At 56.9% G+C, this 21,072-nt stretch carries 18 protein-coding genes; 10 read left to right on the top strand and 8 right to left on the bottom strand.

All coding sequences use genetic code 11. The features are described 5' to 3' along the window. Positions 1–221: 221 nt before the first annotated feature. The 5 genes from B3Z17_RS17065 to B3Z17_RS17045 form a co-directional block, all read right to left on the bottom strand. The gene (locus B3Z17_RS17065) at positions 222–695 is read right to left on the bottom strand and encodes a GNAT family N-acetyltransferase (protein ID WP_286830924.1); all 474 of its coding nucleotides are present in this window, start codon (positions 693–695) and stop codon (positions 222–224) included. A gap of 2 nt (positions 696–697) precedes the next feature. Beyond that, positions 698–3,274, bottom strand: a complete 2,577-nt coding sequence (locus tag B3Z17_RS17060) for an aspartyl/asparaginyl beta-hydroxylase domain-containing protein (RefSeq protein WP_286830923.1) — start codon at positions 3,272–3,274, stop codon at positions 698–700. 216 nt (positions 3,275–3,490) lie between these two features. Beyond that, on the bottom strand, positions 3,491–4,102 hold the full coding sequence (rpsD, locus tag B3Z17_RS17055; protein WP_068306951.1) for a 30S ribosomal protein S4: 612 nt from the start codon (positions 4,100–4,102) through the stop codon (positions 3,491–3,493). A gap of 200 nt (positions 4,103–4,302) precedes the next feature. After that, entirely contained in the window at positions 4,303–4,842 is a 540-nt protein-coding gene (locus B3Z17_RS17050; RefSeq protein WP_286830922.1) for a rhodanese-like domain-containing protein, read from the bottom strand. A gap of 12 nt (positions 4,843–4,854) precedes the next feature. Further along, the gene (locus B3Z17_RS17045; RefSeq protein WP_068306953.1) at positions 4,855–5,112 is read right to left on the bottom strand and encodes a metal-sensitive transcriptional regulator; all 258 of its coding nucleotides are present in this window, start codon (positions 5,110–5,112) and stop codon (positions 4,855–4,857) included. 134 nt (positions 5,113–5,246) lie between these two features. On the opposite strand from B3Z17_RS17045, the gene B3Z17_RS17040 reads away from it, so the two are divergent. Then, a complete protein-coding gene (locus B3Z17_RS17040) occupies positions 5,247–6,497 on the top strand; it encodes a valine--pyruvate transaminase (protein WP_286830921.1) in 1,251 nt (416 codons plus the stop codon). A 16-nt stretch (positions 6,498–6,513) separates the two neighbouring features. On the opposite strand, the gene B3Z17_RS17035 is transcribed toward B3Z17_RS17040, so the two are convergent. After that, a complete protein-coding gene (locus B3Z17_RS17035) occupies positions 6,514–7,398 on the bottom strand; it encodes an NAD(P)-dependent oxidoreductase (protein ID WP_286830920.1) in 885 nt (294 codons plus the stop codon). Positions 7,399–7,509: 111 nt separating this feature from the next. On the opposite strand from B3Z17_RS17035, the gene B3Z17_RS17030 reads away from it, so the two are divergent. From B3Z17_RS17030 to B3Z17_RS16990, 9 genes are all read left to right on the top strand, one after another. Continuing rightward, positions 7,510–9,957 carry a penicillin acylase family protein gene (locus tag B3Z17_RS17030; RefSeq protein WP_286830919.1) on the top strand — a complete coding sequence of 816 codons (2,448 nt, stop codon included), beginning with the start codon at positions 7,510–7,512 and terminating at the stop codon, positions 9,955–9,957. Between the two features lie 98 nt (positions 9,958–10,055). After that, complete coding sequence (locus tag B3Z17_RS17025) at positions 10,056–10,973, top strand: flagellar motor protein MotB (RefSeq protein WP_068306956.1); 918 nt, start codon at positions 10,056–10,058, stop codon at positions 10,971–10,973. A 157-nt stretch (positions 10,974–11,130) separates the two neighbouring features. Beyond that, on the top strand, positions 11,131–12,963 hold the full coding sequence (locus tag B3Z17_RS17020; RefSeq protein ID WP_068306957.1) for an SLC13 family permease: 1,833 nt from the start codon (positions 11,131–11,133) through the stop codon (positions 12,961–12,963). A gap of 18 nt (positions 12,964–12,981) precedes the next feature. Next, positions 12,982–13,719, top strand: coding sequence for an arginyltransferase (locus B3Z17_RS17015; RefSeq protein ID WP_068306958.1), 738 nt, complete (start codon positions 12,982–12,984; stop codon positions 13,717–13,719). A gap of 202 nt (positions 13,720–13,921) precedes the next feature. Beyond that, a complete protein-coding gene (locus B3Z17_RS17010; RefSeq protein WP_349680339.1) occupies positions 13,922–15,037 on the top strand; it encodes a TRAP transporter substrate-binding protein in 1,116 nt (371 codons plus the stop codon). A gap of 7 nt (positions 15,038–15,044) precedes the next feature. Then, positions 15,045–15,548 (top strand): TRAP transporter small permease subunit, encoded by a 504-nt coding sequence (locus B3Z17_RS17005; RefSeq protein ID WP_286830917.1) that lies wholly within the window; start codon positions 15,045–15,047, stop codon positions 15,546–15,548. A 3-nt stretch (positions 15,549–15,551) separates the two neighbouring features. Further along, positions 15,552–17,138, top strand: coding sequence for a TRAP transporter large permease (locus tag B3Z17_RS17000; RefSeq protein ID WP_286830916.1), 1,587 nt, complete (start codon positions 15,552–15,554; stop codon positions 17,136–17,138). A gap of 62 nt (positions 17,139–17,200) precedes the next feature. Further along, positions 17,201–17,641 (top strand): thioredoxin family protein, encoded by a 441-nt coding sequence (locus tag B3Z17_RS16995; protein ID WP_068306961.1) that lies wholly within the window; start codon positions 17,201–17,203, stop codon positions 17,639–17,641. Positions 17,642–17,742: 101 nt separating this feature from the next. After that, a complete protein-coding gene (locus tag B3Z17_RS16990) occupies positions 17,743–18,126 on the top strand; it encodes a VOC family protein (RefSeq protein ID WP_068306962.1) in 384 nt (127 codons plus the stop codon). 33 nt (positions 18,127–18,159) lie between these two features. Here B3Z17_RS16990 and B3Z17_RS16985 read toward each other — a convergent pair whose 3' ends face one another. Continuing rightward, a complete protein-coding gene (locus B3Z17_RS16985; protein ID WP_068306963.1) occupies positions 18,160–18,561 on the bottom strand; it encodes a nuclear transport factor 2 family protein in 402 nt (133 codons plus the stop codon). A 91-nt stretch (positions 18,562–18,652) separates the two neighbouring features. After that, positions 18,653–20,902 (bottom strand): DNA topoisomerase IV subunit A, encoded by a 2,250-nt coding sequence (gene parC / locus B3Z17_RS16980; protein ID WP_068306964.1) that lies wholly within the window; start codon positions 20,900–20,902, stop codon positions 18,653–18,655. Positions 20,903–21,072: the final 170 nt, after the last annotated feature.

Genomic DNA, 21,072 nt, shown 5'->3' with positions numbered 1-21,072 from the left:
TGGCATCCCCCATTTTGCAGCGCCGGCTACATGGATCCTTTTGGCGCTTGCACACACAAAACAATCTATGCAAGCCGTCCAGCCTTTAGGTCTCTATAGTTCCTCCAAATGAATTAAATTTTCACTAATCAACAGATAATAAAAAACCAGCCCCCAAAAACTGAGCATGAGGTCGTAATTTTAGATCAAAAATTCAACCAAGGCGAAAAACACACAACCAACTAAAGATTTTTGATGAAGCAATATTCGGTGGTATTCGAAACGTCATTCAGGTCCCGCGTGTAGCCTTGCTTCACATACCCTTCGCGTTCATAGAAGCGATGTGCCCGGGTGAAACGAGTGTCTGACCACAATTCCATTTCAGAAGCGCCGCGTGCACGGGCCTTGTCCTCAACAAAATGCAACAGCTTGAGCCCCATACCGGAACCACGCAGGTCTTTTGAAAGATAAATGCGCTTCAGCTGAAAGCGTGTGCCGTCAAGTGGGGCGTACGAGACACAGGCCAGCAACGAGCCGTCGTCGCCATCAACCACAAAGCCTTCCCCGTCAATACTGTCCATATAAGTTGCGTAGGCTTGGAGGTCGGCGTCCAAGTCGTCCGGTTCCAGGTGAACACCTTCATATTCGCTGAAGATTCCGCCAATCAGCGCGATCAAACCATCCCGGTCGCTGTCCTTTACGCTGCGCAATTGCATTATTATTCCTTTCCATCCTCGAGAACTTCAGGCAAACGGCGCGCCTGAAGCCACTGGGCCCGTGCTCTGAAACTCGCCCGCACCGCTTCAACCTCATCACCAGTGAGGTCCGGATGCCAAACTTCAAAAATCAAAACAACGCGCAGGTCATCGCTGTCATTCCTTGCTTCATGATCAAAGCTATCATCGAAAGCAATCAGTTCGCCCTCGACCCATGGCCTCCACTCCTGTCCGACGCGTATCTGACAATCTTTGGGAACAATCAGTGGTAGATGCACGGTAATTCCGTGATTGGAAAGACCAAAATGGGGCGGGATATGTTGATGGGGCTTCAGGAGTGAGAAGAACACTTCGAACGGTTCATCCCCCACACACACCAATGGTGCAGCACCAAGTGCCGCCAATGTCTTCGGGAAGGACTTCAAGAGCGCTTCATTGGGCTTGCCATCACGGTAAAGGTCAAGCGCGGTCCAATTCATGGTGCCGTTGATCGGGTCAAATTCGGGCCCCAGTTGCTGGCCCGCGTCAAGATATGGCCTGCCTGCTTCATCTGCATGCGGTAGCGCCGCCAGAAGCTCGGCCCTGATGTCGTCAAATGCCGCCTCAACCGCATCAGCCCAGAGCATGTCACCACGGGTTAGGTAGCGAAGCGGCCGGATTCCGGGAATATAGAATTCATGGGGCTTCTGGTCCGCCTCGCGATATCCTGAAAATCCTTCAAGGTGTTGAACCCATTTAGCTTCTTCAATGCGCGGCACCCCTTTCGTTGCACCTGCATGCAAGCCCAACATTTTTGTGGCGATGCTGTCAAATGCTGCCTTGGAACGGCGGGCTGTCTCCGGCTCGGCATCCGGGCTGCCGTGGAGCGTTGTCATGCGGGCATCAATTTCGGCGCCAAGGGAATAAACCTGTGCTGCTGCCTCACTGTCGCCTTGAGCCTCAAAGAAATACCCTGCGTATAAATAAGACAGCATGTTGCCTGGAGCCGCCTTGATGCAACGCGCATAAGCATCCCGAGCGCGCTCGGGCATGCCGATCTGCTCTTCCACAACCGCTAGCCTATACTGCGTTGGTGCGTGGGTCGGCGCTTCAGCTGCCAACCTCCTCAAATACTCTAGCCCTTCCGACTCCTGCCCCCTATCGAACGCGTTGTCCGCCAGGTACCGAAGCGCCTTTTTATGCTTCGGGCTCAGCGCCAGAACCTGCTTCATCGAGCCCAAGGCTTGACCATCACCGGCCCGCAAACCCTGCTCCGCCGCCTGGAAGAGTTTCTCGGCCTGGGCCGCCTGGGCAAAGGTTGTACCCAGAAAATCCATCCGCCGTCCACGGCCGGAGAACCATTTGTCATAGCGGTCCATAATGGCAGCTGTTTCCTGCTGCTCTTCTTCAGTCAGGGCCGGGTTCCAGACCTCGAAAATCAGATTGACCCGCAAACCATCTGACCTGTTCCAGGCCTCATGCTCGAAGGTGTCATCAAAGGCCATCAGCTTTCCTGCCTCCATCACCCGCGTCTCGTCCCCTGCTCTTAGGGCACAGGCACTGCCCTCGGGTACAATGATCGGCAGGTGTACCGTCAGCCGGGCGTTCGAAGTACCAAAGTGCGGCACAATGTGCATGCCTGGCTGCAGTAGGCTGAAGAATACTTCGACCGGCCGGTCCCCTGTGCGGCATAGCGGCAGCGGTTCAAGCGCCGCCATGGTCTTTGGGAACTTTTCCAGAACCCGATCATTAGGCGTGCCACCGTTATAAAGATGGATGGCGCTCCAATCCATATTCCCTGCAAACTCTTTCCAGTGTTCGGCCTCGGCCATATGGGCCGCGATATAGGGCGTAGCGTCATCGAGAGAGAGCGCTGCCTGAACCTCTGCACGGATATCTTCGTAGGCATCTTCGATGGCTTTTGCCCATGGAAGATCCGCACCATCAAACCAAGCTTGCGGCGGCAGAGCAGGCAAGAAGAAGCGCTCTGGTCGCTGCATTGGGTCATTCCAAACGGGCTCCCCTGTTTCATGAAAGCGCCAGCGTGCGCCCTCAAGTGCCCCGTCGTGCGCAATGTCACCGAACACAAGGTCGGCAACATAGCCTTCCAGGAACGCTGGTGCTTTCGTCAGAATCGCTCGGAGCATAGGCTCTGCCTTGCCATTGCCCGAAAGGATATCAGCAACTGGCATTCCCTGAAGTGCAAGGGACAAGCAATCTGCGGCAAGGTCATCCTGGCCGGCTTGCTGTGCAGCGCCGCCCAAATACACCAGGTTGGCAAGGGCACCAGGCTGAAGTTTGAGTGCTTCCTTAAGCGCTTTCACCGCCTCTTGAAAACGGCCCTGCTGCATTTCCGCAACCCCGAGGGAGCGCCAGCCCTCGGCAGACAGATTATCAACCTTCAGATAATTACGGATTGCGTGGGCGCTTTTAGCAAAATCGCCCCGACTGGCGGCACGGGCGCTCAGGAATTGCCACGACGCCAGGGCATCTGGCTTACGCCCGACGATTTGCTTGTGCAGTGTTTCTGCCCTTTCCAGGTCTCCCTGCTTCTGGGCGTACTGCGCTTGCTGCCATATTTCCTGAAGTGATTGTGCCACACGTCGTCCCCTAAACTTCTGAAGCTTGTGTAGCCGATCACCGCGCGCTCGCCAAGGCACAAGCTGTCGCAGCGCATGCTAAATGGGCAGGGCAACCGCTTATAGATGCATGCGCTTCGTCGTCAGCTACACCACCCCTGGGCAGCAACCGAACAAAAGAAAAGGCCGCCCAGCGTCTGCCGGACGGCCTTCCCGAAATGTCCAGACCCGTAAAAATTAACGGGAGTAGAATTCCACCACCAGGTTTGGTTCCATGATCACTGGGTATGGCACTTCGTCGAGCGCTGGGATGCGAACGTACGTAGCTTTGTGGCCATCAACAGATACATATTCAGGAACGTCACGCTCTGGGCTTTGTGCTGCTTCCAGAACCATTGGGATGTTGCGTGATTTCTCACGAATTTCCACAACGTCACCAGCCTTCAGCAGGCGGGAAGGAATGTTACAGCGCTTGCCGTTCACGAGAACGTGGCCGTGGTTCACAAACTGACGTGCAGCGAACACGGTCGGAACGAACTTCGCACGGTAAACGATTGCGTCCAGACGGCACTCGAGAATGCCGATCAGGTGCTCACCGGTGTCGCCGCGACGACGCACAGCTTCGTCATAGTAGCGACGGAACTGTTTCTCGGAGATGCTGCCGTAGTAGCCTTTGAGCTTCTGCTTGGCGCGCAGTTGGATACCGAAGTCAGACAGTTTGCCTTTACGGCGCTGACCGTGTTGACCTGGACCGTATTCACGGGAATTCACTGGGGATTTAGCACGGCCCCAGATGTTTTCGCCCATACGGCGGTCAATTTTATATTTCGCTTGGATACGCTTGGACATGCGAATCGCTCCTTTCAAATAAGCGCCACGGGCGGTGTGCTGTCCGAAAACCAGTGCACTTTGGTACCCGTGCGGTTCTTAGCGTTATTGCCAGAACCATTCATTAACGGGCGGGGAATATGGGAAACCCCGCCCTAAGTCAAGCAAAAAGCGGCTTTTACCGCCGCCAAGAGCGACAATAACCCGTCTCACAGTCCGGGTCAGGCATTTTTCGCCTTATTCCAGGGCATGCGCGCCAGCATCATGCCCATGGCGCAGGTGTCGGTGATGCCCGCAAACATGAGGCCGGCGCCAACGAAGGCCGACAGCCACACGAACCCCGGCGCGACGATGAGCGACAGCGCTACCCCCAGCACCACCAGCGCGCCGGCGGTAATCCGCACCTGACGTTCCAGCGACATAACGTCCTTGCCGGTATTGACAGGCAAGCCGTTCGACACGCACGCATCTGTGCCGCCTTCAACCACGATCACATCGCGTTCGGTATGCGGCGCGATGGCCTCTGCGGCCTTTTTCGCGCGCCCACCAGCCTTGCAAAGCATGTAAAGCGGCGCATCATCACCACCGGCAGCCTTCAAGAGTTCCGTGGGCTTGAGGTCCTGCAGAGGGAACAGCTGCGCGCCCTGAACATGGCAGGTTTCATATTCAGCCCCTGTCCTCACGTCGATGACCGTTTTGCACTTTCCCGCTTCATGGGCTTCCTTGAAGGCCTTAGCCGAAATTGTCTTCACACCACTCATGTCACAAACTCCTTAGGCATATTTGCCAATCAATGTCTCGATATCCATGTCGTCGCCGTCCGGCAGGGTGCCGGCCATATGCTCCTTCACCATGCAGGCCAGCATCGTGTGCGCGGCCTTGTCCAGCGCCTTCCGGGCCGCAGACATCTGCTGCGCCACTTTCATGCAGTCCGCGTCTTCCGCGTCCATCATCTTCTGAAGGCCCCGTAGCTGCCCTTCAATTCGTGCAAGCCGCGCCTTCATGGCTTTCCTGTCCGGGGTAGCAATCATGTCAAACTCCTATACTATACCCCCTATAGTATAGGAGTTAGAGTTTCTTGTTTCAAGTGGCACAAGCAGTGAATTGGAATCTTTAGGGAAATTGAGGTACGTTGAATATAGAACAGCAATATTGGAGTTCCCTGGTGAAGCTTTCCAAATTCGGACAGAAATTTTCCGGCCGGTCCGGCATCGTCTCCCTGATGGATGATCTGGGCAGTGCGCTGAATGAAAACCCGAACATGATTTTCATGGGCGGCGGCAACCCTGCCCGCATTCCGGCCGTTGAAGACATGTTTGCAGAAAAGTTGAAGGCCATCGCGAACGACCCTGAAAAGCGCCATTCCATGCTCGGCATCTACCAGTCGCCACAAGGCAACAAGGAATTCTGTGACCTGCTGGCCTCCTATCTGGCAAACAAGTTTGGCTGGAAGATCACGAGCCGCAACATCGCCGTCTCAAACGGCAGCCAGGCGGCTTTCTTTTCGCTGTATAATATGTTTGCTGGTGAGATGGCTGACGGCAGCTCGCGCAAGATCCACCTCCCACTGTCGCCCGAGTATATCGGGTATAAAGATGCCGGCCTCAGTGAAATCACCTTCACGGCCACCAAGCCGACCATCGAGCGCCTGCCTGACAATATGTTCAAATATCATGTGGATCTTGAAGGCCTGGCAGTGGACGGCAACACTGCTGCAGTGTGTGTTTCGCGCCCCACTAACCCTACCGGTAACGTGCTGACAGATGAGGAAATCCTGGCAATCGACGCCATCGCGCGCGACCGCGACATTCCTTTCATCATTGACGGTGCCTACGGCCTGCCCTTCCCCGGCATCATTTTCAATGACGCCACCCCACACTGGAACGACAACACCATCCTGGTGCTCAGTCTGTCGAAACTGGGACTGCCCGGTATTCGCACTGGCATCCTGATCGCCAGCGAGGAAGTCGTTGAAGCCTATGTGAACATCAACACCATCGTCAATCTGGCCAGTAGCACCGTTGGCCCGGCACTGGGCAAGGAAATATTTGCAGGAAACCAGATGGATATGATGTGCCAGCAGCATATCCAGCCGTTTTACAAAGAGCGCGCCCGACAAACTGTCAAATGGTTCCAGGAAGCACTTGAGGGCCTGCCGTTCCGTATCCACCAACCCGAGGGAGCCATTTTCCTGTGGTTATGGATCGAGGGCCTGCCCATCAGCTGCCAGGACCTGTATGAACGTCTCAAGAAACGTGGTGTATTGGTCGTACCGGGCCAAAACTTCTTCATCGGCATTGAGGACGACTGGGCACACAAGCACGAATGCCTGCGCGTTTCCTATGCCCAGGACGAAGCCACGGTGCGCGAGGGCGTCCGGCTGATCGCCGAAGAAGTGAAAGCGGTGCATGGGTAGGCTGTGCTGCCGCTACCTACCCGCGGAACCGTCGGATCAGGCTTGACGTATCCTGCCGGTTGCCGCCCATTTTCTGAACATCACAATAGAATTGGTCCACCAGCGCCGTGAGCGGCAGCGATACCCCCATCCCGTTGGCTTCACCAAGAACAATGCCCAGATCCTTGCGCATCCAGTCCACTGCGAAGCCGAAATCGAATTCGCCGTCAATCATGGTCGATGCCCGGTTTTCCATTTGCCAGCTTTGGGCAGCGCCTTTGGAGATCACATCGACCACCGCCTTGGCATCAAGCCCGGCTTCCATGGCAAAATGCAGTGCTTCAGAAAGCCCCTGCACAACACCGGCAATACAAATCTGGTTGACCATCTTAGCCAACTGGCCGGACCCAGCTTCGCCCAGAAGCTTCACTGATTTCGCATAGGCCTGCATGACAGGCTCAGCCGTTTCAAATGACGCGGTATCACCGCCGCACATCACCGTTAGGACACCATTGACCGCGCCAGCTTCACCGCCGGAAACCGGCGCGTCAACAAAGCCAACACCTGCCTCTTTTGCCGCGGCAGCCATAGCGCGCGCGCATTCGGCCGATGCCGTCGTGTGATCAACAAAGACCGCGCCCGTCTTCATGGCGCCAAAGGCCCCTTCTTCCCCCACACAGATTTCAGCAACGTCTTTATCGGCGCCCACACAGGCAAACACGATATCTGCGTCTGCTGCAGCGCCCGCGGGCGTTGGTGCCGCGAACAGCTCTACACCCTCGGTGTTGGCATAGTCTTCAACCCACTGCTCCGCCTTGGCACCCGTCCGGTTGTAGACCGTCACATTGTGTCCGGCTTTCGCGAGGTGTCCGGCCATGGGATACCCCATCACGCCAAGTCCGATGAATGCTACATTTGCCATACGCGCCTCCGAAACTGGACTCATCAGTCCAACATGGTTAGTGAAGATTGTGGACTCTGTTTAGGGTGGGAACAGGCAGGTGTCCAATATTAAGACGGATGGGGATGTAAAATGAACAGTATTAAGGTCTGGTTGACTGCAATCGCAGGAATTGTGGTGCTATTGCTTGTGATTGGAATTGGCTGGGTCAGGAGCAGCCTGCCAGCCCTTGATGGCACCGTTATCCTTGAGGGTCCCCGCGCACCGATCACTATCGCCCGCGACACGCACGGTGTACCGCATATCTCTGCCGACAGCGAAAGCGACTTGTTTTTCGCGACCGGCTATGTCCACGCGCAAGACCGCCTCTGGCAGATGGAAATGAGCCGCCGTGCTGGCCTCGGGCGCTTGTCCGAAATGCTCGGCCCCGATACGTTGAGCATCGACAGATATTTCCGCACGCTTGGCTTCGCAGACCGCGCGGCGTCTGCCTGGGAAACCCTGGACGAAGACACCCGCACTGCCCTTCAGACTTACGCCGACGGCGTCAATGCCTACCTCAAATCCCACAAAGGCACCTTGCCGCCCGAATTCCTGCTGGTTGGGACGAAGCCTGAGCCCTGGAGCCCGATTGACACACTCGTATGGCAGAAAATGATGTGGCTCAGCCTGTCAGGCAACATGCGGCAGGAACTGGCCCGCGCACGCCTGCTGACCACCCTGTCGGCCGACCAGCTACACACCATCTATCCAACTTATCCAGGCGACATGGAACCGCCCTTCCCCGATATGGACGCCATATACGCCGCCTTGCCGCTTGAAAGAACCATCGCCATGATCGGCGGCGAACTGCCAGAAGGTATCGGCTCCAACAACTGGGTGATCAGCGGCGAGCGCACCAAAAGCGGCAAACCGCTCCTCGCTAATGATCCCCATCTGGGGCTGACAACGCCCAGTATCTGGTACCTGCTTCGGCTACATAACAATACCACCGGCGCCAACCTCGTGGGTGTGGGCTTCCCAGGGTCGCCGTCCATCATCCTCGGGCGGAATGATAAGATCGCCTGGGGCTTCACCAACACGGCCCCTGACGTGCAGGACTTTTTCATCGAAAAGCTTGTTGGTGAGGACGAATATCTGACGCCGGAAGGCCCCGCTCCCTTCATAATCCGCAATGAGCTGATCAAGGTGAAGGGCGGCGAGGACGTGCTTCTCAAAGTGCGGGAGACACGCCACGGCCCGGTGATGGACGATGCCCTGTCCTCTCCCACCGAATTCAAGCGCGATGGCTATGTGCTGGCGCTTCAGTGGACGGCGCTTCAAAAAGAAGACACTGCCGTGCGCGGGTTGCTTGCGCTGGCACACAGCAAGAATTTTGAAGCCTTCAAGGCGGCCGGGCGCTTCTATTTCGGGCCAGAGCAGAATATGGTCTTTGCCGACACCAGCGGCAACATTGGCTATTACGCGCCTGCCCTCGTGCCCATCAGACACCCGGAGAATGAAATCATGGGCCGTCTGCCATCACCCGGATGGCTGGCGAGGTATGACTGGCAGGGCTTCATCCCCTATGATCAACTACCTACCCACTTCAATCCAGAAGGGGGCCTGATCGCCACTGCAAACGAAAAGATCGTTGGCGAAGACTATCCCTATTATATGACGCGGGACTGGGCCCAGCCCTATCGCGGCAACCGAATCAGGCACCTACTTGAGGCAACAGAAAAGCACGATCTGGCAAGCTTCACCGCTATCCAGCAGGACATTACATCCGATATGGCGCGGGAATTGGCGCCGCTTGTGGCTGCGGCTACCGGAACCGACCCCGAATTGAAGGACGTCGCAGAAGCATTAGCCGCTTGGGATGGCACCATGGCTGCCGACCGCCCCGAACCGCTGATCTTCTATGACTGGCTCAGGCACTATCAGGCCGCGCTGATGGCGGATGATCTGGGCGATATGTATGGTGACTTCAAGCGCCTGCGGACCCGGCTGATCAAAAGCACGCTGTTCTGGTCAGACATCAAGCGCACAAAAATAGCTCCGGCCTATTATGAACAGCCACCGCTGGACCGAGAAAGCACAATGGCGTGGTGCGACAATATCCAAACGGACGCCACCGAAGAGACCTGCCTTTCCCTGGCTGTGGAGGCAATGCGGTCAACAATAAAAGGCCTGTCGGAAAAATATGGCCCGGAGTGGAAAAACTGGCGCTGGGGTGACGATCACATCCTCGTACAGGCGCACCGGCCCCTTAGCCAGGTTCCGTTCCTGAAGGAGCATTTTGAATTGACCACCCCTATTGGCGGCAGCACCCACACCATCAATGTCGCCGGTGTAAGCCAATCAGACAGCAGCCAGAACCAGTCTACCTTCGGGCCGAGCTATCGCGGCATCTTTGATTTGTCTGACCTCGACAAGTCACTTTATGCACACCCGACGGGGCAATCAGGCAATCCGCTATCGAATCATTATGATGACCTTTTCCCCCTGTGGCGGGACGGCGTTTATTTCAAAATTGAAACCAAGGATGCGGTTCCGAAAGACAGCCGGCACGTCCTGAAACTGGTTCCTGCGCGTTAACCATATGCTTAACCTTGCAGATTATCCTTAACAGCAGGATTTGATCGCACTATCGTGTGAGGCGAATTTAAGCAGCCACGTGCTGGCGGGAGACAAGAGTGGCAGACGAAGAAAATGTAAGGCCGATCATCAAGAAGATCAAAAAGGTCCAGGCTGGCGGCCACCACGGTGGTGCGTGGAAGGTGGCCTATGCTGACTTCACGACCGCTATGATGGCCTTCTTCATGCTGCTTTGGCTCCTCAATGTGGCGCCCCCTGAAACGCTGGCGGGCCTCGCGGACTATTTCTCGCCAACCACGGCTGCGGTTTCCGGGCGCACTGGGTCTGACGCAGTGAACGCGCCGTCCAGCGACAAGATCGGCAACAACCCGTCTCCTGTCGTGGCCATTACCGTTCCAGGCCCGCCACAAAGCGGCCCGACAGACGGTGACAAACGTGGCCAGACCGATGCGGGTGGTGGTGATCCGAACTTTCCCAACGACCGGTCTGTGAAGAATTTGCAAGCGCAGGAAGATGCTGCTTTCGCCCAGATGCAGGAACAACTGCGGCTGGCTATGCAACAGTCGCCTGATCTTGCGGATATGTCGGATCAGTTGATCATGGAGATCACTGAAGACGGGATGAAAATCCAACTGCTGGATAAAGACCGTCGTGCCATGTTCAAAAGCGGAACCGATGAGCTCTATGATTTCGCCCGCAAGCTGCTGGCTGAAATCGGCCAGTCGATCCAAACCCTGCCGAACCGCGTGACCATCCAGGGCCACACTGATGGCGGCACATTTGTTGGTCCAGACGGCGAAACAAATTGGGAGCTCAGCTCAAGCCGCGCTAACTCCGCGCGCCGCGTGCTGGATAATTCAGGCGTGACGCAAGACCGTTTCTATGAAGTTGTGGGCAAGGCAGGCACCGATCCTTTGTATCCGGACCAACCAAATCGCACGGAAAACCGCCGCATCACTATCCTGGTGCTTCGGGAAGCGCCCGTCGTGCCGCCAAACCTGACCGGACCCGAATAAGGACCCGGCGGCCCTAGCCCTTCGCACATATAGTCAGCTGCACATCTTTTGACTTGTCCCCGATAGGGCTCCTCTGTAACACTCTGTCCTTTCTGAGGGGGGGGCTGCTCACCGTCGGGCATCCAACAATAATTGAGCATAGGCACCTGGTACTTTTATGGAATTAATTGAACCAACCATCCAGATGTGGCTTACATTTGCCATCGTCCTTGGCGCAATCGTGGCCTATGCCTACGACCGCATCCCGCTTGAGATTTCCTCCATCACAACCATCGCGATGCTGCTGTTTGTGTTTGAGGTCTTACCGCTTGTAGACACCAGCGGAAATTCACTCATTACGACGCGAGATCTGTTGCAGGGCTTCGCTGATCCAGCCCTGATCACCATTATGGCCCTGCTTGTCACGGGCCAAGGACTTGTTCAGACCGGGGCCCTCAATAGCCCTGCCCGCCTGATGGTTCGGTGGGGCAAGAATTATCCTGCTCTGGTCATTCTGGCCTGCCTGATCATCGTGATGGTAATTTCTGCTGTAATGAACAACACGCCTGTGGTGGTGATTTTCATCCCCATTCTTGCGGCACTTGCGGACCGTATGGGCAAGAAGTCCGCCATGGTGATGATGCCGCTCAGCTTTGCGGCTATCCTTGGTGGCAACATGACCAAGATCGGGTCTTCGACCAACCTTCTTGCGATTGGGGCGTATGAGCAAATTGGCGGCGACACCATTGGCTTCTTTGACTTCACAGTCCCCGGCGCAGTGCTGGCAGCTGTTGGCTTCTTCTATGTGATCCTGATTGCTCCCCGCCTGCTGGTGGACCGCGCAAGCCTGGCAAAACGCATGGCAAGCGGCGGCGGCAAGCAGTTCCTTTTCCAGATGGAACTGACACCCGACAACGGACTCGTGGGCCAGAACGCCATTGCAGGCATGTTCCCGGGGCTTAAGGAAGTCACAGTTCGGATGATCCAACGCGGTACCGAAAAACTGCTGCCGCCTTATGACGACATCACGCTGCAGACCGGCGATATCGTGCTGGTGGCCGCGACGCGCTCGGTCATGACGGAACTTCTGAATGCGTCACCCGAACTGGTATCGTCGGCCGAGGGCGAGGACGTTGACGATAAAGCTGGCGAACGCCGCGTCATCGCCGAGGCTGTCATTGCGCCTGCCTCCCGGATGGATGGCCGTACACTCGCGCAAACAGGTTTCCGCGCAGAAACCGGCTGTTCTGTGCTTGGGGTACAGCGCCGCAGCCGTATGATCCGCGCCGCCCTGTCTGCCCTTCGCCTTGAAGCAGGCGATGTGCTTCTGATCATGGGCAGCCGCACAAATGTGCTGGCGCTCCGCGACAACCGCGATGTGATGCTAATGGAAAGCTCGGCCAGCGATGTGCCCATGCAGGAATTTGCCTGGCGCGCGCTGGCCATCTTTGCCGGTGTCGTTGCAACAGCCGCACTTGAAATATTCCCGATTGTTGTCGCGGCCCTCCTGGGCGCAACCCTGATGATGGTAACCCGCTGCCTTAACGTGCGGCAGGCAGCACGGGCCATCGACCGGCGCGTGTTCACTATTGTGGGCGCCGCCCTTGCCCTTGGTACAGCCATGCAGGCTACAGGCGGTGCGTCATGGCTGGCGCATAGCATGATAGAAGCCCTGATGGGTGCACCAGTTTGGGTCATCCTGTCCGGCTTCTTCCTGCTTGTTGCAGTCCTGACAAACGTGCTGTCAAACAACGCAACAGCGGTGCTTTTTACTCCCATTGCGGTTTCCGTAGCCCATGAGCTGGGCGTGCCGCCCATGCCGTTCCTGTTGGCAGTGATCTTCGGTGCAAACTGCAGCTTCGCAACGCCCATGAGCTATCAGACCAACCTTCTTGTGATGGCGCCTGGTCATTACCGGTTTGTCGACTTCATGCGAGTGGGGACACCGCTAATTTTTGTCGTCTGGTTAACCTTTACGCTGTTTGTTCCGTGGTATTATGATCTCCTGTAGAAAGGAGGTCATGGCCCGATGACCGATCAAGGGCTTCAATTTCCTAAGTTTTATGTAACGGCGCCCTCGCCTTGCCCGTATCTCGACGGCAAGACAGAACGTAAAGTTTTTACTGAACTTAGAGGACCAGACGCAGCGGCGCTGAATGAAGCGCTGGGGCGGGTTGGATTCCGCCGTAGCCAATCTGTTGTCTATCGCCCTGCCTGCGAAGGTTGTTCTGAATGTGTTTCCGTGCGCGTTCGGGCCCAGGATTTCCGCCTGTCACGCTCCCACCGCCGGGTTGCGCGCGCGAACGCCGACCTAAAGTCCGAAGTATGCCCACCACAGGTAACCGACGAGCAATATGAACTATTGCAGGCCTACCTGAACACCCGCCATGCCGATGGCACCATGGCCGACATGACAGCCGACGAATATTGCGACATGGTGGAAACAAGCCCCGTACCGACAATCCTCGTGGAATACCGCCGCGCCATCGACAGCAAGCTGATGGCTGTTGCCCTGACCGATGAGCTTTCGGACGGCTATTCGATGATCTACAGCTTCTTCGACACATCAGAGCCCCACCGCAGCCTGGGCACACACCTGATCCTTGATCATATTGGCAAGGCGAAGGCTGCGAATCACCCTCATGTCTATTTGGGTTACTGGGTGAAAAGCAGCCCGAAGATGAGCTACAAGGGCCGCTTCCGCCCACTTGAGCGGCTGGGCCAGAACGGCTGGTATGAGCTCACTGAAGACGAGCTTGGAAAATAAGCCGCTTTTCCCTGACTTCCCAATGATTTGACATCCAACTGGGCTTGCTCTGCATGGCTGGCGCACTATACTGAGCCCCGGCGACTCACCGGGAGGGTGGCGCAGATCAATGTAAGGGGAGTTACACGTGCGTTTCGATGCCAAAAAGCAGCCAGCAAAAGGCCCGTCAAAGAACAAGGCTTCGACTTCCAAAACAAAAGCCATGAGCCGCAGGAACATCCTGCGCGGCGCAGGCCTCGTTGGCGCGGCAGCTGTGGTAGCCGCCTGCGACAACAGCCAGAAATCGGACAGCGCGGGCGCCCCCGCCGTTGTTACCAAACAGCGGCAACTGAAAATGGTTACCAGTTGGCCCAAGAACTTCCCCGGCCTTGGCACCGGCGCTGAGCGTCTGGCCAAACGCATTGAGCTGCTCTCGGACGGCAACATCAAGGTGAAGGTTTATGCGGCAGGTGAGCTTGTCGGCGCGCTGGGCGGTTTCGACGCCGTCAGCCAGGGCAAGGCCGATATGTATCACGCCGCCGAATATTACTGGCAGGGCAAATCCCCGGCCTTCAACTTCTTCGCCGCTGTGCCCATGGGCATGACAGCGTCTGAAATGAATGCCTGGATCCGCTTTGAAGGTGGTCAGGAACTGTGGGACGAGCTGTCCGGCGGCTTCGGCATCAAGCCGTTCATGGCCGGCAACACCGGCGTTCAGATGGGCGGCTGGTTCAAGAAAGACATCAACAGCCTTGAAGATTTCCAGGGCCTCAGGATCCGTATGCCGGGCCTGGGCGGTGAAGTGCTCAAGCGCGTGGGTGCCGCGCCGGTAACCAAACAGGGTGGTGAGATTTTCCAGGCGCTGAGCCAGGGCAACATTGACGCCACGGAATGGATCGGCCCCTGGAACGACCTGGCCTTCGGTTTTCATTCCATTGTGAAGAATTACTACTACCCAGGCATCCATGAACCCGGCACGACGCTGTCGCTGGGCCTCAACAAGGACCTGTGGGACGACATGACACCGCACGAACAGGAAATCATCCGCGCTGCGTCCGCTGCCGAAAACGACATCATGTATGCCGAGTTCACAGCCGGCAACGCGCGCGCGCTTGAAACCCTGATCAATGATCACGGCGTTAAACTGAAACGCTTCAGTGATGACATCCTTCGGGAACTCGGCCGGATTTCCGCCATCGTTCTGGCTGATGCAGCCAAATCCGATGCCATCACCGCCCGCGTCTATGAAAGTTTCGAGACAGCACGCAAGGGCGGTATTCGCTGGGGTGCGATCTCGGAGCAGGCCTTCGCCCACGCTCGCGGCCTGATTCAGGAATAATCTCAAGATGACAGCCAGGGTTGTTGAAGCGCTTGACGCCTTCCAGGAAAAGAGCGGCCATGTGCTGGCTATTCTGCCGCTTGCCCTTGTCCTGATCCAGTTTGCTGTGGTGCTGATGGTATATGTTTTCGCCACCGGCAGTATCCAGCTGCAGGAAAGCCTGCAATATATCAACGCCATGATGTTCCTGGGCGGCGCCGGTTATACGGCAGTCAAGGACGGTCACGTGCGGGTAGATATCTTCTACAGCCGGATGAGCGAACGCGGCCAGGCGGTCGTCAACTTCTTTGGCACACTCCTGCTGCTGGTACCGTTCCTGATCCTGTTCTGGATTTCCGCCCTGCCCTACGTTCTGGACAGTTGGTCGATCATGGAAACCAGCGTTGAGGCCTCCGGCCTGCCGTTTGTTTACATCCTCAAGTCCACCCTGCTGTTGTTTGCGCTGACGCTTTCACTGCACGCAGTCGCAGACCTTATCCGTTTCGGCGGCAAGCTAAAGCGGAGGACTTAAGCCATGGATATGTCTCTCGTCCTGACCGCTTCCATGTTCCTCGTGCTTGTCGGGTTTCTGATCTCCGGCTTTCCGGTGGCTTTCACCCTTGGTGGCACGGGATTATTGTTCGGCCTGATTGGCATTGGCACCGGTACACTGGACGCTACCTTCCTTGAAATCCTGCCCAACCGGCTGTTCGGCAATGTGGTGAAGAACGAGCTTCTGTTCGCTGTGCCGCTGTTTGTCGCCATGGGGGTGATGCTGGAAAAATCCAATGTGGCGGAAGACCTGCTTGAAAATATGGGGCGCCTGTTTGGCCCCTTGCGTGGCGGCCTTGGGATCTCGGTGACCATCGTGGGGGCGCTTCTGGCGGCCTCAACCGGCATCGTCGGCGCCACCGTAGTGACTATGGGACTGTTGAGCCTGCCCACCATGCTCAAGCGCGGCTATAACCCGTCGCTGGCCACCGGCTCAATCGCCGCCGCCGGCACGCTGGGGCAGATCATCCCGCCCTCGATTGTCCTGATCCTGCTGGCGGATGTGCTTTCAAGCGCATGGCAGCAGGCGCAGCTGAACCAGGGTATCTTCTCCCCAACACCCATGAGTGCCGGCGAACTGTTTGCGGGCGCGCTGCTGCCGGGCTTGATACTTGTCGGTCTCTATATCGTCTACCAGGTGATTGTCGCTATCCTGAAGCCGGACGCCAGCCCTGCTATTCCGGCCAAAGAAGGCCAAAAGCTGGACGCTGCCTTCTATGGCCGCCTGCTCATGGCCCTGATGCCGCCTCTGGTGTTGATTGTTGCGGTGCTCGGCTCCATCCTCACCGGCATTGCCACACCAACCGAAGCCGCGTCCGTTGGCGCCATTGGCGCAATTCTGCTGGGTGCCGCGCGGTTGCAGGCACGCATGCGAAATATCGTAATCGCAACCCTGATTGCCCTTCTTGGGCTGCTGGCGATTGCAAATTATGCGGACCTGCGGATGAGCCGTGAGGTGGTCCCAACAGTTGACACAATCGCCTTTTATCTGGCGATCCTGCTGACACTGGTTTTCACAGCCGGGCTGGGCCTTGCCCTGTTCAAGACCCAAAAGAATGGCGTGCTGGGCGAAGTGATGCGCTCTACTGTCCGTATTTCCAGCATGATTTACGGCATCCTCATAGGTGCCGCGCTGTTTTCGCTGGTGTTCCGCGGCCTGGGTGGTGATGAGATCATTGAGGATATGCTGCACGGCCTGCCCGGTGGTCAGTTCACGGCAATCCTTCTGGTCATGGTGTTGATGTTTGTGCTGGGCTTCTTCCTCGACTTTATCGAAATCACCTTCGTTGTGGTGCCTGTGGTTGCCCCGGCTCTTCTGGCAATGGACGGCACCTATGGCCCCATCTGGCTGGGTGTCCTGATGGCGATGAACCTGCAAACCAGCTTCCTGACGCCACCCTTTGGCTTCGCGCTCTTTTACCTGCGCGGCGTGGTGCCGGAGAGTGTCCCCACGACGGCCATATACAGGGGTGTCATTCCGTTTGTCGTCATCCAGGTCTTGGCACTGATTGTGATCGCGCTTGAACCTGAGCTGGTCACCTGGTTGCCAAACAAGCTGTTTGGCAGCTAGATCACGCTTTCCTCACGACAGTTTCAGTTGCCGCCATAGACTCAAATGGGTAGGCACTCAGCATGAAAAGCAAGATGCAGAAAATCTGGGCCACCGTTGGGGTCACCGGGCTGATCGCCCTCGCGCTCTTTGGCAACCTCATCTATATGAACCTCCGTGACGCAGATCCGATCCTGCCCGGCTGGGAGGAATACAGCCCTGCCCGCTTTGCGGAGCTTATGGCCCGTGATGAACCGGTGATGGTAGAGATCTATGCCTCCTGGTGCCCCACCTGCCTGCTGCAACATCGGGCGTTTGAGACCCTTCAGAAAGAAGGCCGCGCGCCACGCATTCGTGCGGTGCGGGTGGACTTTGACCGTGATCGCTCTTTCATCGAAGAACACGGATATCGGGGCACGGGCTTGATCGTAGTTTTCCGGAACGGCAGGGAGGTCGAGCGCGCAGCTGGCCTGACATCCGCCGATGATATTGCTGCGTTCCTTGTGGACCAAGGCATCAGCTGAGCATTTCACCTGCGAAAGACCAGCTATTCATTTTTGAAGGTACCCATCCCCAGAACCTCCCCTATATCATTCATATCGACATATATGTGAGGGACAAGACAATGATCGGATATTCAACTGTTGGCACCAACGATATGGACCGTGCTGCCGCATTCTATGACGCGCTGTTCGCAGAAATGGGTGTGCCTGCGCGCGCCTGGGACAGCGACGGCTTCAAGGGCTGGTCTGCGGGCGGGCCCATGTTCTGCATTTCCAAACCCGCAGACGGCAAAGAGGCCACTGTCGGCAACGGCGTGATGGTTGCCATTGCTGCCCCCGACAGGGAAACGGTGGATAAAATGTATGCCAAGGCCATCGAGCTTGGCGCCACCGATGAAGGCAGCCCCGGGCCACGACCGCGAGACAATGACGACAGCCCCTTTTATGCGGGATATTTCAGGGATCTGGACGGTAACAAGCTGAACTTCTTCCACTTCCGTCAGTAGACAAAACAAAGGCGCTCCAGGGCGCCTTTCCTTTTATCCGGCCATGGCTTTTTCCAGCATGGCTTTCATCATTTCATGGACCTTGTTGACGGCCTTGAGCGGGCGGATCATCACCTTGAATTCGCTGATCTTGCCGTCTTCGTTCCAGGTGATCATGTCGATGCCATCGATCTTGATGCCGTCAATCTGGGTGTTGAACTCCAGCACTGCTCCGCGTTCGGTCAGATACTCGCCGACATAGCAGAAGTCGTCATGCCCCAGCACTTTGCCGGCGGCCGCCAGATACATGAAGGTGATGGCTTTCCCCTCCTGTGGGGTGTGGACCACGGGGGAGTGAAACACCACATCATCTGCCAGCATGTTCGAAAGCGCTTTTTCGTCTTCGCTTTCAACGAAATCATACCAAGCCCGAAGATTTTGCCGTAACTGGTCCATCATCACCCCCTCGCATCAAAAGAAAAGGTGCCGCGGGATTGCCCGGGGCACCTTCATAAAGCTATTTCGCGTTTGGCTTAAATCAAGCCCATCAGCGGAACTTATTGTTCCTTGGGAAGCCCATTGGCGGCAGGCGCCCGGCATTGCCGCGACGACCGGTCCATGGCGCGAGCTCTGTTTCTGTACGCCAGCGGTCACTGTTGCCACCCATCGGCCATGTCAGGCCTTCTTCCTTGTGGAAGATCATCACATCGGCCATACCGCCGTCTTTGTAGCGCTGAAGGGCTACACCCTGCCCGCGCGCCAGTGTCGGCACTTCCTCGATATCGAACACCAGCAGCTTGCGGTTTTCACCGATCACAGCCACGCTGTCGCCGTCTACCGGGATACAGTGGGTACCCACCACATCGCCTTTGACGTTCAGGATTTGCTTACCGCCCTTTTTCATGGCCACAGCATTGTCGGCTTCAACGATGAAGCCCTTGCCGATGGAGGATGCCACGAACAGCTTGCCACCCGGTTGGTACGGCAGGATCGAAACGATCTCGTCGTTGGCTTCCATATCCACCATCAGGCGCACGGGTTCCCCGTTGCCGCGCCCGCCCGGCAGCTTGTCAGCCCCCAGCGTGAAGATTTTGCCGTTGGTTGCAAACAGGAAGATCTTGTCTGTGGTCTGGGCGTGGAAGCGGAACCGCTCCTCATCGCCTTCCTTGTATTTCAGCTCTTCCTCAGGCTTGGTATGGCCCTTGAGCGCCCTGATCCAGCCGCGCTTCGAGCAGACAACCGTAATCGGCTCTTTCTCAATCATGGCTTCAAGCGGCACGACTTCCGCCACAGGCGCATCGCCAAAGCGGGTCCGACGCTTACCCAGCACTGTTTCGGGGCCGAAACGCTCCTTGATATCGCTAAGTTTGTCGCCTACTGCGATCCATTGAAGCTCTTCACTGTCCAGCAGGGCCAGGATCTTGGATTTCTCGTCCTCAAGCTTGGCGTGCTCGGTACGGATTTCCATTTCCTCAAGCTTCCTGAGGGCACGCAGGCGCATGTTCAGGATGGCTTCGGCCTGATTGTCCGTCAGTTTGAAGGTGCTCATCAGGCTGGCTTTGGCGTCATCCTCTTCCCGGATGATGCGGATCACTTCATCAAGGTTGAGGTATGCAATCAGGTAACCGGACAGGATCTCAAGCCGACGCTCGATCTTCTCGAGACGGAAACGGTTGCGCCTCAGCAGCACATCGATCTGATGATCGAGGAAGCTATCGAGGATTTCCTTGAGCGACTGAACGCGTGGACGTTGGTCCAGCGCAATCACATTCATATTGAACGAGAAACGCGTTTCAAGTTCGGTGAACCGGAACAGGCTTTCCATCAGGACCTTCTCGTCCACCGTGCGGTTCTTCGGCTCCAGCACGATGCGCAGGTCCTCGGCGGATTCGTCGCGCACATCCGTCAGGATCGGCAGCTTCTTGTCGCCGATCAGCTCCGCGATCTTCTCGATCAGTTTGGATTTCTGCACCTGATACGGAATTTCCGTGATCACGATGTTATAGAGACCGCGCGGCAATTCTTCCTTTTCCCAGCGGGCGCGCACCCGCAGGCTGCCACGGCCGGTCTCATAGGCGTGCAGGATGGTTTCGCGGTTCTCCACCACTTGGCCACCTGTCGGGAAATCCGGGCCTGGGATACGGTCCAGAAGGTCAGAAACCGTCACTTCACGGGCTGGATTGCGGCGCGCCTCAATAAGAAGCTGCAGGCCGTCAACCAGTTCGCCCACATTGTGCGGCGGGATGTTGGTGGCCATACCCACGGCAATACCGGATGACCCGTTCGCCAGAAGGTTCGGGAAGGCACCCGGGAACACCACAGGTTCTTCGTCTTCCCCGTCATAGGTTTCGCGGAAATCGACCGCGTCTTCCTCCAGCCCTTCCATCAGGATAGCCGCCACTTCGGTCAGGCGCGCTTCGGTGTACCGCATCGCCGCCGCGTTATCGCCGTCGATGTTACCGAAGTTGCCCTGCCCGTCCACAAGCGGGAAGCGCACGGAAAAGTCCTGCGCCAGGCGCACCATGGCGTCATAGACCGCCTGGTCACCATGCGGGTGGTATTTACCGATTACGTCACCAACCACGCGGGCACATTTCTTGTAGCCGGTCTTGGGGTCCAGCTTCAGAAGCCGCATGGCATACAAGAGCCGCCTGTGCACGGGCTTGAGGCCGTCGCGCACGTCCGGCAGCGACCGGGACATGATGGTTGAAAGGGCATAGGCGAGGTAGCGTTCGCTCAGTGCATCTGCGAACGGGGCCTCGATGATGTTTTCGCTAAACTCAGGATTTGTCGTCATGGCGCCGACTATAGCAAGTGGACAGCGCGTTTCCACAAGATATTGTGGTTATCCACAGCAAAATTCACCGATGGTGGGCCGCTTGTCACCCTGAACTTGTTTCAGGGTCCACCTTGCCGGGAATTATGGGCGTAATTCAGGCTTTTGATGGATGCTGAAGCAAGATCAGC

This window comes from Kordiimonas sp. UBA4487 (genome assembly GCF_002389025.1).
GTDB lineage: Bacteria > Pseudomonadota > Alphaproteobacteria > Sphingomonadales > Kordiimonadaceae > Kordiimonas > Kordiimonas lacus.
This window is presented reverse-complemented; position numbering and strand designations above follow the sequence as displayed.